The sequence below is a fragment of the Flintibacter sp. P01028 genome, assembly GCF_041925235.1.
Classification (GTDB): Bacteria; Bacillota; Clostridia; order Oscillospirales; family Oscillospiraceae; genus Lawsonibacter; species Lawsonibacter aceti.
In genome coordinates this window covers 126,820-144,012 of record NZ_JBHEVC010000001.1, presented here as the reverse complement: position 1 = coordinate 144,012, position 17,193 = coordinate 126,820, and the positions used below count along the sequence as shown (strand labels likewise).

Here is a 17,193-nt window from a genome sequence, read left to right as displayed (position 1 = left end):
TCGCTACCTCCCGCAAACTATGCCTTTGGAAAGTGTTACTTACATCTTTTCAAATCAAATTATATCATAAAAGTTTGAACTTTTCCACCATTCCGGGATAAAATAATCTTTGTTCTACCTACAAGCTATGTTCACGCAATCTGCGTTCCTTTCTGCGGCCCTCTCTGCGGTAAACTGCTGACCGGAACGAACACGCCCTTTGCAATGTCCTCTGCACGAATGGCGGCTTTCTTGGCTTCGATTTCCGCCTTTTTCCGCTTCTTGATTTTGTCCTCGTATCGCTTCTGCGCTCCGCTGGCTTTCCGCTTCAAGTAGTTCTGATGAAGCCTGTCCTTGCGTTCCTCACGTTTGCGGATTTCCTCTAATTCCTCCGGGGTCAGCTCCACTTCTCCAAACGCCGGGGGAACAAATCGCCCGACAAAATTGAAGTAAATCTCGACCTCCTGTGTGGTCTGTATACTGCCCTTGCGGTCACGCTCATGCACAAGGATTTTCTCGATAAACTCGTTGAGCATGGCAATGGTCAGCTTGTCGAAGTTCTCATATTTGTCAATCAGAGCGATAAAACGGTCAGCGTCCTTTTCGTGCTTCTCATAGCTCTTGACAGCCTTTTCCAGAACAGAGATTTCAGCGGTAAGCTCGGACTGTTCCTTTTCGTATTGAGCGTCCAGAGTGGCGTATCTGCTGTCGGACAGCTTGCCTAAAATGTTGTCCTCATAGATTTTGCAGAGCAGGACTTCCAGCTCGGAAACTCTCTGCTTTGCTGTGGCAAGGCGTGTCCGCTGCTTCCTGACCTCTGCCGTCTGCTGGCTGGACTGCGCTTCCTGCACCACACGGACAAACTCGGCTCTGTCATGCTTCGCATACTCGGCAATGGCTTTCAGCATTTCCGAGACAAGGGACAGTACCACATCTTCATTGATACGGTGCTGGGTCTTGCAGAGCGTTCCGCAAGGAACTTTGGTGTACTGTGAGCAGGTGTATTGAGAAATGCGCTTGCCGTTGTTGGTGCGGTGGACATACATCTTGCCGCCGCAATCGGCACAATAAAGCAAGCCTGTGAGGGGAGCTGCTTCGCCCCAGCCGTCCGGGTAGCGTCTGACATTCCCACGGATTTTCTGCACAAGGTCAAAGGTCTGCTGGTCAATAATGGCTTCGTGCGTATTCTCAAAAATCGTCCATTCGTCCTCCGGGACATAATGGCTTTTCTTGTCCTTGAAGTGCTTTCGGGTCTTGAAATTGATGGTGTGTCCCAGATATTCACGCTTTTCAAGAAGGTTGCAGATGGTGGAAGAACCCCAGCCGTACACATCTTTGAAAGTCTTATTCTTGTTCACGCCCTCGCCGTGCTGGGCAAGGTAAGCGGACGGAATGATGACTTTTTCTTCTTTCAGCTTGCTGGCGATCTGATACGGACCGTAGCCCTCAATCGTCATGGCAAAGATGCGCTTTACCACTTCGGCGGCTTCGGGGTCAACCAACCATTGGTCTCTGGCTTCATTCCAGAGATAGCCGTAAATGACCGTGCCTGTAAGGTGCTTGCCGGACTTGCCTTTGGACTGGAAAGTGGAACGGATTTTACGGCTGGTGTCTCTGGCGTAATACTCGTTCATAATGTTGCGGAAAGGGGTAAAATCATCGTCCCCTCTGGCACTGTCCACGCCGTCATTGATGGCGATAAGGCGAACGCCACGCTGACGCAGGATTTCCATAATCTGACCAACTTTCAGATAGTCACGACCCATGCGGCTCATGTCCTTGATGCACAAATACTCCACATTCCCGGCTTCAACCTCTTTCATCATTGCCAAAAATCCGGGACGGTCAAAGCAGGTGCCGCTAATGCCATCGTCCGTGAAATGGACAATGTTTGTAAAGCCCTGCCGTGCGGCGAACTCCTCCAACATAGCCTTTTGATTGGAAATGGAATTGCTCTCACGCTGTTGGTCATCATCTTTGCCAAAGTCATCACGGCTCAGTCGTTCGTACAGAGCTGTGATTTTCTCGTTTTTTCTCATAACTTGCGCTCCTTTCTTCGGCTTTAGGTTGTGTGTTCTAAGAGACTTCCCAACCGCTTGATTAAGAAGTCTTTTAGAGCATACAACACCGCTGGCTAATTTGTACTTTTTGTACTGCTTCACCGCAAAGCAATCCGGTTTACGCTTTTCCAGGCCCTTAAACATATAGTCCACCGCGTTCATAAAGTTTTCGTTGTCCTCTTTCACCTCCATGCCGGAGATCATATCCACCAGGGTATTCATGTTCCGATCCTCAGCGGGGCCCTCGAAAATGATATAGGCGATGAGGGCGCAGTACAAAAGCGTTTCCGCCTTTGTCCAAAATGGATCGCCCTCCTTGCCCTTGCCTTTGGTGTTGGCGATGAGGGTATCGACAAACTTTAGAATATCGGCCTCGTTGCGGATATACGACAGGGGGTTATAGTGCATACTTTGGGAAAAATCAATGGAATTGAATACCTTGAGCCGATAGCCCCGCCGTTGCAGGAACGCCCCCACCTGGGAAAGAACGCTGGATTTTGGATCGACCACCACAAAGCTGCACCCGCCCTTTTTCCTTGCGCTGGCCTGGAGAAGCTGCGGGGTGAGCCAGAACCGGGTTTTGCCGGAGCCGGACGAGCCGATCACACAGGCGTTGAGGTTGCGGGCGTTGGCCAGATTTTTGGGGCGGGTGTTCATGGTAAGAAGCTCCGTCCCGGTGAGGATCACATTGTTTTCAAAGACGGGATCGACGAAAGGGGCTATATCTTTAGGCCCGCCCCATCGGGCGCTCCCGAACTCCTCATCCCGCCGGAATTTTTTGGCGTTTTTGCTCTTGAAGTAGATCAGCAGCCGGAAGCCCACCGCACCCACAATGCCAACAAGCCAGTCAAAGGGATCAAGCCCTGGTGCGAGGTCGGCAAAGGCCGGGCCTACCGTCTGCCCCAGGCCCATGAGCTTATGAGGGAAATCCGCGCCAGCGGCCAGCCGGTAGGCCGTCCCCAGCTTTAGGCAGGCCCACAGCACAAACAAATAGGGGATGTTTGGTATCACATATTTTTTGACGCTACCTGTCCTCATGCACCGCCTCCTTTGCGCGTTCCAGCTTTTGGGCGGGCTGGCGGGCCGCTTCTGCGGCGGCCTCCTTAATCTGCTCCCGGATGGGGGCTTTTGTGGATTTGGTGCGCTTTAGCAGCCGTTTGGAATACTCGGAGAAACAGGCTGTGATCGCGTCGGCCTGCCCCGCCTTGAAGAACAGCAGGTGCTTATCCGGCGCGACTTGATAAAAGGCGTAGTCCACATTCCATTTCCGGGCTACCCGGTCAAAGAGGGCCGGGGCCTCCACCTCGATACTGTTGGTGGCGGCCCCGTGGCCCATGAGCTGCCCCACCGTCTGTCTGCCGTGGGGCGTCTGCTTGTCCCGGTGGTGTTTGGCCATCTTCCGGCCTACTGACTGGAGAACATAGGCAAGCCCCCGCACCGTGAGCTTGCTTGCCTTCATAGATACTGCTATGGTACGTCTGGAAACGTCCTCGTCTATCAGCCCTTATCCCTCCTTCCATGCGAAAAAAGCACCTCTGGACAATGTGTCCAGAAGTGCCGCTATCGTTCCTGTTCTTTTTTTGCGATCTTTCGATAGCCCTCCAGGGATGAGCCGTCAATGATTTCTTTATAGGCCGCCATCTGCTCCCGGATCGAAAGACGGGGGTATGCAAAAACCTTTTGCTCATCGGGAATGTCATTGAGCCCGTGGTAGTGCTCAATGAATTTGCCGCCGTTGTTCAGCACATAGCCGCCAGGGGCAAAGTGGCCGTCCTCGTTGATCCGGATGTCCCGCCCGTATGCCTCATAGTCAAAATAATTCAGCAGGTGCGCCGGCACCTCGATAGCCTCCATGTCCTCTGCATAGATACGGCCCAGGGCTTCATCGTCCCCGACTCCGGGATAAAATTCATAGCAATCCAGGTTTTGCGCCAGATTGATGAGGTCGGCCACGCTGGAAGTATGTTCTCCGCTGTCAATGACCGCCTCGAATTTCTCCAAATCGCTTTGTTCCATATCAGAGAGCAGGCAGGCCAGGTGGTTGAGCTCGTCCAGATTTTCATATTCTGTCAGATAGTTATAGAGCCCCAGCGCATCACCGTCAAAGCTGGTGATGAAAAATTCCTCATACCGTACCCCATCCACACCGATGCGCTTCAAAAGGCCCTGCACCTCCTCGGTAGTAGTAGGAAACTTTAAGGTTTCACCCACCAGCTCACCCTCGTTATATTTCCCCAGGTTTGTGATGTAGGCTTCAAAGAGGGAGGGCATCAGCGCCGCCTCTGGCCCTTGACGGTGAGGATGCCATCCAGGGTAGTGGCGGTGATCCCCAGCCGCTGGGCCACAGCGATGTCATTTTTCACCGCTTCATCGACAGAGCTCCCGCAGACTACCAGCACGCGGGAGCGCCGAAGCAGGTCGCGCCCCATATCAATGCCGCTTTTATGCTCCTCCGGCACCGCATCATTGAGGAACAGCGGCAGATAGAGCATAGGGCAGATGGGGGAATACCCCGCATCGTAGACAATACGGCAGTATTTAGCCGCCTGCTCCATAACCTCGCATTCGCCGCCGCGCCATGCGGCGGTCACATACGCAAGGGGTCGTTTCATAATCAAAACCTCCGTTTCTTTTCATTGTAATAGGTAGGGGTCAACCCTATCCCCCGCCCTTTCCCTATCCAGGGACAGGGGGCGGCTCTGGAGGATATACCCCCGCCGCTTGCCGGAAATAGCACAGCCGGGGCAGGCCGTAAAGGGCAAGCCGCCGCAAGCGGCGGGCGTTCCGCCCCTTGACTGCCCACTCCCGGCTGTGCAGCATAAATCCCGGCGACGGGGGATATATCACCGCAGAGCACATCACAAGCGCGGGACGCGCACCTCTGGACAAAGTGTCCAGAAGCAGGGGTCTGGTTACTTTTCCAAATCCTTCTTTTTGTCAGGCTTTGCCAGCTCCGGGGGCTGTTTCTCTTTCCAGTCGTCCAAAAGGGCCATGATCTGCTCCTTCATTTTGGCAGGAGTGACCTCCTTGCCGAAATACTTTGACAGTTCCGCCATTGAAATAATCACGCCGCGCTCCTCCTTTTTTTCTTCACTTAAAATACCGTCGATCACATCGCCGTTGAGCAGGCCCTCCTTGTCAAGCTCCCGGAGCTTTTTTGCCTGGGCCACAGAGGGGGAAGCCACCTCTCCGTCAATGGACACGGCGATGAGCCGCTGGTTTTCCGGTCTGATATACGAAATTTCCACAGCAGGCATAAAGCCCATGCTTTTCGCGTCCACCTTATCCAGAAGCTCCGGGACAAGATGATTAAGGCGGACATAGCGGAGCACCTTTTTATAGTTCATATCGTGCTCCTTGCCCACGATCTCTACCGAGAGCTTACCCAGGGCCTCCGCTTCCTTGTCATTTTTGGGCCGGGCCCCCTGGCGCTTGATGGCTTCCAGCTCCAAATCCAGGAGCTTTGCCAATTCGCTGGGGAGAGGGTCGCCCCGCTGCTTGTTGCTGTTCTTCATTTCACGGACAGCCTCAAGATCGGTCATCTCACGGACAATGCAGGGGATCTCATCCAGGCCAGCCCGTTCACCGCCATGACAGCGGCGATGGCCCGCAATGATCTCATAGCCCTTGCCGTCCTTTTCCGGGCGGACGGTGGCGGGGGTCATAATGCCGTGTTCCTTGATCGTCCCCACCAGATCGTCCATCGCCTTATCGTCCTGTACCTTAAATGGGTGATCCCGCAGGGTATGGAATGGGTGAAGCGCTGACAGCTTCAAATAGACGATTTTTCCCTGCTCCACCGGGCGGGGCGGAACTTCGGGAGTGGGCGGCAGGTGGATCTCCGGGACCGGGGCCTCCGCCTCTTTGACAGGGGCATCCTTAGTGGATTTAGGCGGCTGTTTACCATCCGCAAAGGGAGTTTCACGCTTGCCCACCAAAAAATCTTTTACATTTTGATTGCGTTCCTTTCGTGTTTTCCCACCGCGCTGGGCGGGGGTAAGCTCTTTTTCTTTACCTCTGGACACTTTGTCCAGAGCTGGGGACGAGAACTCGCCACGGGCCGCCTTGTCAGCCTTGGCCGGGCGGCCCGTGCGGGGCTCCGCCGCTTTCTTCTTTTTTTCCGTAGACACCGCAGCCTGTTCTTTCGCCGGGCGACCCCGGCGCTTTTGATCTGGGACTGCCTCCGGGGGTTTGGCAATCACATCGGAAATGGTGGACTCCTTACCGTCATGATCGGTGGCAACCTGGATACTAGAAAGGTCAATGACCTTTCCGACAGGAGCGGGTGCCTCCGGCGGCGTATTATCTTTTGTGCCTGCGTTCAGTTTGTCATCTGCCATTTGCTAACCTCCTTCGTAATGGCATGAAAAAAGCCAGCCTAATGGCTGGCCTGTGGGGAGTACCACTCCTTTCATCCAAAGTTATAATTTAAAGTTCTGCCAGTTTTGTCCCGATTAGGCAGAACATTAATTATCTCATGTCGACTTTTGATATTAACTATGATATAGTTATAAAAACAGGAGAATATTGGATTTATTTAAAAGAGGTGTTCTTAATGAAAGCATTTGAATTTCCAGGATGGGTGTCATCCCTCTCAAATAAAGGATTGCTCTTTTTTGCTCAGGCAATGGAAGAAATGCTCTTTCATTATGGACATGATTCTTTAAAAGTCCCTGCTTTAAATTTTCGCTTTTTATGTATTGAGATACAAAAGACAATTAAAAAAATTAATGCAGATATAGTTGATAAAGGCAATATGCGCCCTTTGCTGGCTGAACTGAAGGATGCATTCAAAAAAGATCCTATTGCCCAGCGCCTGTTTGGGAACAATTTTGAATGCCTTTTCTTTTCAAAGAACGCAGATGGTGAAATACACCAAGATTGTTCGGATATTTTTAAAGATCCGTGCTCCGAGGCATCACTTAAGCGAATAAACCAAGTTATAAATTATTTGCTTAATGAGATGCAGCTAAACGATCAGTATTATGTTATGCTTAAAGATACTATTACTGAAACGGCTAAGATAAATCCTTTTTTACTTGAGCAGCAAGACATTTTATACCATTTAAGTAGACTCCTCTTAACAGATTTAATCAACTACTCATATAGCCAAGAATACATATATTGGGTAGTGAATGAGATTTTTTACAATCGTGATCGAACGGACTTAGAAGTAGATAGTGCCTTAGAATTATTTTGGTCTTATTTTGATTTCGCCGAAAAAGAATATATTGTTACCCTTCCATTAAAATCAGCAGCATTACAAAAGCATCTTATAAATTTTCAGAATGTTACAATTAAAGAGAATGAAAACAGACTATTCCGCAATTCGTGTAAATGGATAATTGAAGTAGAAATTACTGGTATGGATATATACCAAGCTCAGGCTAATGCTATACAGTTAGTAAGTTTCTTTGTCTCATTGCTCCAATATAACAATCATAAAAGCCAGTCATATAGCACAGAACTGACCATCATTTCTTTGAAAGGATCTGATGAATCTCTCACACTCCGCGCCCCCACAACACCATTAAAAAGAGGAACTGTACTGTCAGATGAAAAAAACAATGAAAAAGTGGCATTAATGGTTAAAAACTTTGCATTCTCTCCAGCGAAACTGGTCAATGTAATTGAACTACATTCGTCAGCCATTAATTCGTCTGATATTCATAATCAACTCCTAAATTTATGGACAATAATTGAGGTGCTCATTCCAACAGAACCGAAACACAGTTTTGCTAAAATCAATCAGTTATGTAATGTAATTACATCTGTACTTAACGCACAATATATTTCTTCGCTTATCACGCAACTTCTTTCAGATTTGGAGCATTGTATTCCACAGGTTCTTCATAGTGAACTCAGCAAGGTGATTGAAGGACAAAACGAAGAAGAAAAGATTGCGGCTATTTTGGTGATGGACAAATACCAAGCAGAAAAAGAATCCTTAATTAATACATTAAATTTTTATCCTTTGTTGCAGTATAGAATTGAACAATATTCTGAAGTCCTGTCAAATCGTTTAAGTTTAAAAGAATACCTTGTTGCTCACCGGAAGCGAGTGTTCTGGCACATTATGCGGATATATCGAAATCGCAATATGATTGTTCATGATGGTAGCCATTTCCCGTATATCGATGTAATTGTTCAAAACCTTCATCATTATGTTGATAGCCTAATTGACACAATAAATATATATGCTGGAAAAGGATATACTTCTATCAAAACAATTTATACTGCATTGCAGCAAAAAGAGTACCGTTACTTGCGTTCCCTCGAAAAGAAGGAGCAGAATGGTTCTCCTAAAAAAATAGATGAAGATTTTGTTGCTGTAATTTTTGGGTATATCAATTAGTAGCGGGAAAAATCACAAGTAAAATGGTGCTTTTCTTGAATTAAGGTGGTTTCCTGCGTACCAAAAGCACTCTCCCCACCCCCCCTTTTAGGGGGGCGCCACACGCTTGTACGAGGAGAGCGCTTGAATGGCATTCAAGAGGTCAGCGGTTCGATCCCGCTTATCTCCACCATCTCAAGGAGAGCTGCTTTCAAAAATCCGTTTCCGAAAGGAAATGGATTTTTGTTTTATAGGGAACTTTCCCCGACAAACAGTTCTGTTTCATTGGAACACCCGCTCCAGATGCCTACCAATGCGGCTCGATATTTCATCTGGGATCGTTGCCCGCTATTTCTACAAAAGCGTACAGTCAACACCTGCTTCCAAGAGCGGCCGATGAGGACTACAGATGGTCAGATGGAGGCTTATTTGTTCGGACACCGCCATATTCGTGCTGGCCGAGTTCGCTCTGTGCCTGCCTATATTCTCTGATTTTTACAGGAAAAGGCTTGACTTAAAAATTCTATCGTGTAAAGTAAGTGATGATCCTCTTTTGACTGTAAAAGTCTAGGGGTGGGGCAACTTTACATAGGGCCCCGATCCGATCTATGAAAGACACAGGAGGCATATAAAATGAACAGACCCGTTTTGGTGGTCATGGCCGCCGGTATGGGCAGCCGATACGGCGGCCTGAAGCAGGTGGATCCTGTTGGAAGCCATGGCCAGCTCATCATCGACTACTCCATCTATGATGCCCGGCGGGCAGGCTTTGAGACAGTTATTTTTGTGATCAAGCACGAAATCGAGGACACCTTTAAAACAGCCATCGGCAACCGGCTGTCCAGGGTCATCGATGTGAAATACGCCTATCAGCAGCTGGATGACATACCAAAGGGCTACTCTGTTCCGGAAGGCCGGATAAAGCCCTGGGGCACTGCCCACGCCATTCTGGCGGCACGCAACCTGATTGACGGCCCTTTCGCGGTGGTTAACGCCGATGACTACTACGGCCCAGAGGGCTTTCAGGCCATCTACGACTATCTGGAGCGCAATCCGGACCAGCCCGGCCGCTATGAATACGCCATGGTGGGCTACCGCTTGGGCAACACAGTCACGGAGCACGGCCATGTGGCCCGTGGGGTGTGTGAGGAGGACCAGGACAACTATCTGATCCGCGTTACGGAGCGCACCCATATCGAAAAAGAGGGGACAGACGCCCGCTTTACCGAGGATGGAGGACAGACCTGGACCCATCTGCCTGGAGACGCCATCGTGTCCATGAACCTCTGGGGCTTCAGCCAGAGCTTCCTTCGGGAGGCCGAGGCCCGCTTCCCTGCCTTTCTAGACCGGGCACTGGCGGAGGAGCCCCAAAAGGGGGAGTATTTCTTGCCCAGTGTAGTTACCCAACTGCTGGAGGAGGGTAAAGCCAGGGTGAAGGTACTGCGCTCTGAGGACAGGTGGTATGGCGTGACCTACCAGGCGGATAAGCCGGCTGTGGTAGCTGCGGTCGCCAGGATGACGGCCGAGGGGCTTTACCCCGAGTCGCTGTGGGAAAGGTGAGCCGGGAAGGCCTTGCCAGATAGAGAAAGGAGGGATACTATGTTGATTCGATGGAACGAACTCTCCTACCCGGATCTGGGGGCTTATCGGGATCAGGCGGCAGTAATGATAAACTTCGCGTCTACAGAGCAGCACTCGCTCCATCTGCCCGTGGGGACAGACGCCTTTCTGGGGGCAGCTGTGACCGAACGGGCTGCGGAGTTGTGCCATAGACCAGTCCTGCTCCTGCCCCAAGTATGCTTTGGATACTCCCCGCACCACCGCTTTGCCCCCGGCTATGTGACAATGCCTCAGCATCTGCTGAAGGAGTATGCGGTTTCTATCTGTGAGAACGTGATAGCGAATGGTTTTTCCCAGATGTTCTTAGTGAACTCCCACGGGGGAAATCAGGTCTATCTGTCCGCCGCTGTCAATGAGATAGGTGAGAAGCACGGGACGGAGTTTCAGCTACGGGAACTGCAGTATTGGGATGTGGCGCGCGAGCGAATCAGCGCCATTCGGGAATCGGAGCTGGGGGGCATGGGCCATGCGGGCGAATTTGAGACGTCTATGATGATGTATCTTCGCCCTGACCTGGTCCAGGAGGAGAAAATCGTCCCCTGTGGACCTGTGGCCGAGCGCCCCTGGTTTCAAAAGGACCTCTTGGGCAGCAAGGCATATCAGAGATTCCATCGTTTTGATGAAGACAACCGAGAGGGGCATATTGGCCAGCCTCAGTTGGCTACAGCCCAGAAGGGCAAAGCCTTTTTTGAGTCAGTGACGGAGGAACTGGCCAGATTCCTGGACTATTTTGACTAGGAAGGAGAGGGAGACCCGATCCGAATTTTGGAAAACGGTTTCCGAACCTGAGATTTCAATCAAAAAGAAGAAAAAGCCGCCTATGCAGTGAGCGTAGGCGGCTTTCTAATCCTATCAATCTTCTGTGGAGAAGCAGAAGCGGGTGATATGGTCATAGTGCTCTCCGGCCCGCAAAATGGCGGAGGGAAAGGCGGGCTGGTTGGGGGAGTCGGGGAAAAACTGGGTCTCCAGACAAAAGGCGTGACGGGGGGCGTACACCGCCCCCTCTTTCCCACGGCGGCCCGCTTCCAGGAAATTAGCGGTGTAGAACTGGAGACCCGGCAGGGTGGTATCCACTTGGAGGGCGATGCCGCTGGCCGCCGAACGGGCCCAGGCAGCGGGGCGGAGCAGCCCGAAAGGTCCATCCACCACATAGTTATGGTCATAGCCACTGCCCCACTCCAACTGCTGGAAGGGGTCCTCAATGTGGGCTCCAATGGGGGTAGGGGAGCGTAGGTCCATCGGGGTGCCCTCCACCGGCTGAATAGAGCCAAAGGGGATACTGGTCTGGTCAGCGGGAGTATAGGACCCGGCGTAGAGTCGGATCTCCTGGTTCAATACCGGGCCAGAGCCCTGGCCATCCAGGTTGAAATAGCTGTGGTTGGTCAGATTACAGGGGGTGTCTTGGTCACTGCAGGCCTGATAGTGGATGGATAGGGTAGAGCGGTCCAGTTGGTAGGTGACCCGGACTTCCAGAGAACCGGGATAGCCCTCCTCGCCGTCCGGGCTGGACAGGGACAGAACCGCACGGCTTCCGGTCAGCTCCTCCACAGTCCATACCTTATAGGAGAAACCCTGGAGACCACCATGCAGGTGGTTGGGGCCATTGTTGACTGCCAGGGTATATTCCCGGCCATTCAGGGAAAACCTGCCTCCAGCGATGCGGTTGGCAAAGCGGCCCACGACCGCCCCCAGATAGCCGTCCTGGTCCTGATACTCCTTGAGAGTCTCGTACCCCAGGACCACGTCCACAGGCCTTCCGGTCCGGTCCGGTACCCAGAGGGCACGTAAGGCGGCGCCAAAGGTAATGATCTGACAGGACAGAGTGCCGTTGTCCAGCGTGAGCAACTCCACCGGCTGTCCGTGGTGGGTGGTGCCAAAGGGCTGACGGCTGGCAGTGGTCATAGATAGGCCCCCTTTTGATACTGTGACCTTTATAGGTTAGATGTGACACCAGTGTAGCAGAGTTTTAGGAAAAAGGCAAAGAAAAGGGGCTGTGAGTCTTGATAAAATTTTCCGAATGTGCTATTTTATTTTTAGTAAAATTTTGTGGAGGACTGCTATGGCGACCCTGAAAGAACTTGCCGACCGGACGGGCTATTCTCCGGCTACCATCTCCCGGATCCTGTCGGGGGACCCCTCCTTGTCCGTTACAGCTGAGGCCAGGAGAAAGGTGCTGGAGGAGGCGGGACGGCTAAACTACACCGCGACCCGAAGCCGCCGGGGAAGGAGCCCGAAGGGGTTGCTCCGGGTTGGAGTGGCGGAGATGCTCACCCCGGTCCAGCAGCTGGACGACCCTTATTACCTCTATCTTAGTAATTTCCTCCGCCAGAATTGCCTGGATAGGAAATATACCTGCATTCCGTTGGAGAGCAGGGGAGAGGGATTTTTGGCTCCGGAGGAGAAACTGGACGGTGTTGTGGCCATCGGCCTGTTTACCCCAGCACAGATCGACTCTCTGGCGGCCCTGTCCCCCAATCTGGTTTTTTTGGACTCATCTCCCTTTGAGAGCCGGTTTGATTCGGTAGTGCTGGGCTATGAGCTAGGGATATCCCTGGCCCTGGACCACCTGACTGAGCTGGGCCACACTAGGATCGGCTTTATCGGACCGGTATATAAATTGGATGACCGCCGCCAGCGGGCGCTGGAGGTCCGTCGCCAGCTGTTTGAGAGGCAGGCAGAACAGAGAGGGCTGCTGGATCTGGGCCTGATGCTGGACTGCCCCATGGAGGCCCAGGCCGCCGCCAGGGCGGTGGGGGAGCTTTTATCCTCTGGAGCGGCCCTCCCTACCGCTTTCTTGTGCGCCAACGAGGAGGGCGCTGTGGGCGCCCTCCTGGCTTTGCGGGAGGCAGGTCTGTCTGTTCCAGGCGACCTGTCGGTTGTGTCCTTCAATGATACGCCCCGTTCTGCCCTTGTGGACCCGCCCCTCACCTCTGTGTCCACCCATGTAGAGGAGATGGCACGAGCGGCCCTGCGCCTGCTGGGGGAGAGGGCGTCCATCGGAGGGCGGGAGCCCATCCGCACCCTGCCGCTGAAGCTGGTTGTGCCGCCCACTCTAACTGTGCGGGAGAGCACCGGACCAGTCAGACGACTGTGAAAACCACTAGAAAAAGACCCTTATTTCTGTATACTGTTCCAAAGTTTTTTAATGGAAAAAATTGTGGTTGAATTTTTAGTAAAAATTTAATATACTTGACCTATCAAAAAAGAGAATGAGGTGACCTCTCGATGAACAGCTGTGCCAAGCTGCTCCAAGAACTGACCGCCGGCACCCACGACGAGGTGCTGGCCGCCCTCTACGCCCTGGATGGGACACAGGCAAGTCTGGACAGGGCCCAGGAACGGGCCGCCCAGGTGGTCCGTTCCTTTGCGGAGATTTTTACCCCTGAGGAACATGCTTCGGTGGCTCTGTTCAGCGGCCCCGGCCGCACCGAGATCGGCGGCAACCATACCGACCACCAGCACGGCCATGTGCTGTGCGGCAGTGTGGACTTGGATATGTTGGCCTGTGCCGCCCCCAACGGGAAGGAGGTCATCCGTATTCACTCCCAGGGCTATCCCACCCTGGAGGTGGAGTTGAGCAGCCTGCTGCCCAGGGAGCGGGAACGGAATACCTCCGCGGCCCTGGTCCGAGGGGTGGCTGCCAAGGCTGCGGAGTTGGGTTACCCGATGTCCGGCTTTGACGCCTATGTGACCTCAAATGTGCTGTCCGGATCTGGACTGTCCTCCTCCGCCGCCTATGAGGTGCTGGTGGGCAATATCCTGAACCACTTTTGCTGCGGTGGGGCGCTGGACCCCATTCAGATCGCCAAGATTGGCCAGTACGCGGAGAACGTGTATTTTGGCAAGCCCTGCGGCCTGATGGACCAGATGGGCTCCTCGGTGGGCGGGGCCGTGGCCATCGACTTTGCCAATCCGTCCGCTCCGTTAGTCAAGAAGGTGGAATATGACTTTACCCGGTCCGGCCACGCCCTGTGCATCGTGGACACCGGCTCCAGCCATGGCGACCTGACCGACGACTACGCTGACATTACGCGGGAGATGGGCGCCGTGGCGGCCCACTTCAACAAGCGGTTCCTGCGGGAGGTCCCTGAGGCCGACTTCCGCGCCGCTATCCCCTCCCTGCGGGTCCGCTGTGGGGACCGGGCAGTCCTCCGGGCCATCCATTACTACGAGGATGACCGTAGGGCGGTCCAGGAGGGCGAGGCCCTGGAGCGGGGAGATTTCGCCAGGTTCCTGGAGCTGGTCAACGCCTCCGGCCTCTCCTCGGCAGTCCATCTGCAGAATACCTGGTCTATATCAGATCCGAGTCAGCAGGCCATCCCTCTGGCCCTGGCCGCCGGTCAAGAACTGCTGGAGGGCACTGGAGCCATCAGGGTCCATGGCGGAGGCTTTGCCGGCACCATCCAGGCCTTCGTCCCCAACGACAGGCTGGAGGCCTTCCGGTCTGGTATGGAGGCCCTGCTGGGCCGCGGCAAGTGTCACATCCTCCACATCCGTCCCCAGGGCGGAACTGTGGTGATTGGTTGAATTTAAGAAAGGCAGGTCTTTATATTATGGCGATTTTAGTACTGGGTGGAGCTGGCTATATCGGCTCCCACACTGTGTATGAGCTGATCGACGCTGGCCGGGACGTGGTGGTGGCGGACAACCTGCTCACCGGCTTCCGGGCCGCCGTACACCCCAAGGCCCGGTTCTATGAGCTGGACATCCGGGACCGGAAGGCCGTGGACGCTCTTTTTGAGAAGGAGACCATTGAGGGAGTTATTCACTTCGCCGCCTCCTCCCAGGTTGGGGAGTCCATGGTGGACCCGCTGAAGTATTATGACAACAACCTCTGGGGCACCACCGTCCTGCTCCAGTCCATGGTGGCCCATGGGGTGGATAAGATCGTCTTTTCCTCCACCGCCGCCACCTATGGTGAGCCGGAGCGGGTGCCCATCCTGGAGAGCGACCGGACCGAACCCACCAACTGCTACGGTGAGACCAAGCTGGCCATGGAGCGCATGATGTCCTGGACCAGCCGGGCCCACGGCCTGAGGTATGTGGCCCTGCGGTACTTCAACGCCTGCGGTGCCCATCCCTCCGGAGCCATCGGCGAAGCCCACGACCCTGAGACACACCTCATCCCCCTGATTCTCCAGGTGCCCAACGGGGAGCGGGAGAAGATTTCTGTCTTTGGCGATGACTACCCCACCCGGGACGGGACCTGCGTACGGGACTATATCCATGTCACTGATCTTGCCCAGGCACATATCCTGGCGCTGGATTATCTGCTGGCCGGTGGAGAGAACAACGTGTTCAACCTGGGAAACGGAGTGGGCTTTACCGTCAAGGAGGTCATCGATGTGACCCGTAAAGTGACCGGCCACCCCATCCCAGCCGAGATTTGCCCCCGGCGGGCGGGCGACCCGGCCCAGCTTGTGGCGTCTTCGGAGAAGGCCAAGACTGTCCTGGGCTGGAAGCCCCAGTACGCGGAGCTGGACACCATCGTGTCCTCCGCCTGGACTTGGCATAAAAATCATCCCAACGGCTATCAGGGCTGAGGAGCACCACAGAAAATAGAGTATGAGGTGAGGAACATGATCGACGCCGCTGTTTCCAAACTGGCTGTCTATGCCCTGCGCACTGGGCTGATCGAAGAGAGCGAGTACCTCTGGGCGGTAAACACGATTTTGGATACGCTCAAGCTGGACAGCTACACCGACCCTGGACAGGAGTGGGGAGAAATCGAGCTGGCTCCCGTGCTGGAGGAGCTGCTGGACGACGCATACGCCAGGGGCGTACTGACAGAGAACTCTGTTGTCTACCGGGATCTGTTTGACACTGAGCTTATGGGGCGGCTCACCCCCCGGCCTGCTCAGGTCATCAGCAAGTTCCAGGCGCTGTACCGTGAGGCTCCCCAAAAGGCCACTGACTGGTATTACGAGCTGAGTCAGGACACCAACTATATCCGGCGGGACCGCATCGCGAAGGATATGCAGTGGAAGACGGACACAGAATACGGCCAGCTGGACATCACCATTAACCTGTCCAAGCCGGAGAAGGACCCCAAGGCCATCGCGGCTGCCCGGGATCTGCCCGCTTCCAACTATCCCCGCTGTCAGCTATGCGCCGAAAACGAGGGCTATGCTGGCCGGGTGAACCATCCGGCCCGGCAGAACCACCGCATCATTCCCATCACCATTAATGATTCTCCTTGGTTTTTGCAGTACTCCCCCTATGTGTACTACAATGAGCACTGCATCTGCTTGAACAGCGTCCACACACCCATGAAGATCGATAGGGCCTGCTTTGGAAAGCTGCTGGACTTCGTCCGGCAGTTCCCCCACTACTTCGTGGGCTCCAACGCCGACCTGCCCATTGTGGGCGGCTCTATCCTGGCGCATGACCACTTCCAGGGTGGGCGCTATACCTTTGCTATGGAGAAGGCACCCGTGGAAACGCCCTTCGCCTTCCCGGGTTTTGAGGATGTGAAGGCCGGCATCGTCAAATGGCCCATGTCCGTGGTTCGTCTTGCCTGTCAGGACAGCGGACGTCTGGTGGAGCTGGCGGACAGGATACTCACAGCTTGGCGGGGATATACCGACGAGGCGGCCGCTATTTTGGCCGAGACGGAGGGTGTTCCCCACAATACGATTACGCCTATCGCCAGGATGCGGGACGGGAAATATGAGCTGGATCTGGTGCTGCGGAACAATTTGACTACAGAGGAACATCCCCTGGGGCTGTATCACCCACACGCCGAGCTTCACCACATCAAGAAGGAGAATATCGGCCTGATCGAGGTAATGGGGCTGGCAGTCCTTCCCGCCCGGCTGAAGGAGGAGCTTGCGGCCGTAGCCGACAGCCTGGTCTCCGGCTCGGATCTGCGGGCCAGCGCGCTGACAGAAAAGCACGCGGATTGGGCGGAGAGATTCCAGACAAAATATACTATCACACGGGAAAATGCTCTGGACATTGTCCAGAGGGAGACCGGACTGGTCTTTGCCCAGGTACTGGAGCATGCCGGAGTGTATAAGCGGTCCAACGAGGGCAGAGAGGCTTTCTTAAGATTCCTGAAGACCATCTGAACAAATGAATCGATATGGGCCCACAGCAGAGATAGCTGTGGGCCCTGTTTTTATTTTTAGATATCCTGGCGCCCAAGCTGCTATATCTCTAATTTGCACTTCACTCCTGTTCACAATTTTGAAACTTAAA

Annotated in this window: 14 protein-coding genes and 1 pseudogene; 8 read left to right on the top strand and 7 right to left on the bottom strand. The window is 53.7% G+C overall.

The features are described 5' to 3' along the window. Positions 1–131 precede the first annotated feature (131 nt). The 6 genes and pseudogenes from ACEVJK_RS00700 to ACEVJK_RS00675 form a co-directional block, all read right to left on the bottom strand. Positions 132–2,018, bottom strand: coding sequence for a DUF4368 domain-containing protein (locus tag ACEVJK_RS00700; RefSeq protein ID WP_374740027.1), 1,887 nt, complete (start codon positions 2,016–2,018; stop codon positions 132–134). Positions 2,019–2,078: 60 nt separating this feature from the next. After that, a pseudogene (locus ACEVJK_RS00695) lies at positions 2,079–3,077 on the bottom strand (type IV secretory system conjugative DNA transfer family protein); the annotation flags it as partial. Beyond that, positions 3,064–3,498, bottom strand: coding sequence for a PcfB family protein (locus ACEVJK_RS00690; protein WP_374739763.1), 435 nt, complete (start codon positions 3,496–3,498; stop codon positions 3,064–3,066). The gene ACEVJK_RS00690 and the pseudogene ACEVJK_RS00695, both read right to left, overlap by 14 nt. Before the next feature lie 101 nt (positions 3,499–3,599). Continuing rightward, positions 3,600–4,310 carry an antirestriction protein ArdA gene (locus tag ACEVJK_RS00685; RefSeq protein WP_374739762.1) on the bottom strand — a complete coding sequence of 237 codons (711 nt, stop codon included), beginning with the start codon at positions 4,308–4,310 and terminating at the stop codon, positions 3,600–3,602. Further along, a complete protein-coding gene (locus tag ACEVJK_RS00680; RefSeq protein WP_374739761.1) occupies positions 4,310–4,651 on the bottom strand; it encodes a hypothetical protein in 342 nt (113 codons plus the stop codon). Before ACEVJK_RS00680 ends, ACEVJK_RS00685 begins: the two co-directional genes overlap by 1 nt. A gap of 300 nt (positions 4,652–4,951) precedes the next feature. Next, positions 4,952–6,379, bottom strand: a complete 1,428-nt coding sequence (locus tag ACEVJK_RS00675) for a ParB/RepB/Spo0J family partition protein (RefSeq protein ID WP_374739760.1) — start codon at positions 6,377–6,379, stop codon at positions 4,952–4,954. Between the two features lie 215 nt (positions 6,380–6,594). Here ACEVJK_RS00675 and ACEVJK_RS00670 point away from each other — a divergent pair, with 215 nt between their 5' ends. From ACEVJK_RS00670 to ACEVJK_RS00655, 4 genes are all read left to right on the top strand, one after another. Beyond that, the gene (locus ACEVJK_RS00670) at positions 6,595–8,394 is read left to right on the top strand and encodes a hypothetical protein (protein ID WP_374739759.1); all 1,800 of its coding nucleotides are present in this window, start codon (positions 6,595–6,597) and stop codon (positions 8,392–8,394) included. A 123-nt stretch (positions 8,395–8,517) separates the two neighbouring features. Further along, positions 8,518–8,865, top strand: coding sequence for a hypothetical protein (locus ACEVJK_RS00665; RefSeq protein ID WP_374739758.1), 348 nt, complete (start codon positions 8,518–8,520; stop codon positions 8,863–8,865). Positions 8,866–9,006: 141 nt separating this feature from the next. Then, complete coding sequence (locus ACEVJK_RS00660) at positions 9,007–9,933, top strand: sugar phosphate nucleotidyltransferase (RefSeq protein ID WP_240287236.1); 927 nt, start codon at positions 9,007–9,009, stop codon at positions 9,931–9,933. A gap of 39 nt (positions 9,934–9,972) precedes the next feature. Continuing rightward, entirely contained in the window at positions 9,973–10,731 is a 759-nt protein-coding gene (locus ACEVJK_RS00655) for a creatininase family protein (RefSeq protein ID WP_374739757.1), read from the top strand. A gap of 114 nt (positions 10,732–10,845) precedes the next feature. Here ACEVJK_RS00655 and ACEVJK_RS00650 read toward each other — a convergent pair whose 3' ends face one another. Continuing rightward, complete coding sequence (locus ACEVJK_RS00650; RefSeq protein ID WP_186852043.1) at positions 10,846–11,895, bottom strand: aldose epimerase family protein; 1,050 nt, start codon at positions 11,893–11,895, stop codon at positions 10,846–10,848. Positions 11,896–12,052: 157 nt separating this feature from the next. On the opposite strand from ACEVJK_RS00650, the gene ACEVJK_RS00645 reads away from it, so the two are divergent. The 4 genes from ACEVJK_RS00645 to galT all read left to right on the top strand — a co-directional run bounded on the left by ACEVJK_RS00645 (position 12,053) and on the right by galT (position 17,063). Further along, positions 12,053–13,087, top strand: a complete 1,035-nt coding sequence (locus tag ACEVJK_RS00645) for a LacI family DNA-binding transcriptional regulator (protein ID WP_186852044.1) — start codon at positions 12,053–12,055, stop codon at positions 13,085–13,087. 131 nt (positions 13,088–13,218) lie between these two features. Next, positions 13,219–14,520 (top strand): galactokinase family protein, encoded by a 1,302-nt coding sequence (locus ACEVJK_RS00640; protein ID WP_240287240.1) that lies wholly within the window; start codon positions 13,219–13,221, stop codon positions 14,518–14,520. 26 nt (positions 14,521–14,546) lie between these two features. Further along, positions 14,547–15,536, top strand: coding sequence for a UDP-glucose 4-epimerase GalE (galE, locus tag ACEVJK_RS00635; protein WP_186852046.1), 990 nt, complete (start codon positions 14,547–14,549; stop codon positions 15,534–15,536). 36 nt (positions 15,537–15,572) lie between these two features. Next, a complete protein-coding gene (galT, locus tag ACEVJK_RS00630; RefSeq protein WP_186852047.1) occupies positions 15,573–17,063 on the top strand; it encodes a UDP-glucose--hexose-1-phosphate uridylyltransferase in 1,491 nt (496 codons plus the stop codon). Positions 17,064–17,193: the final 130 nt, after the last annotated feature.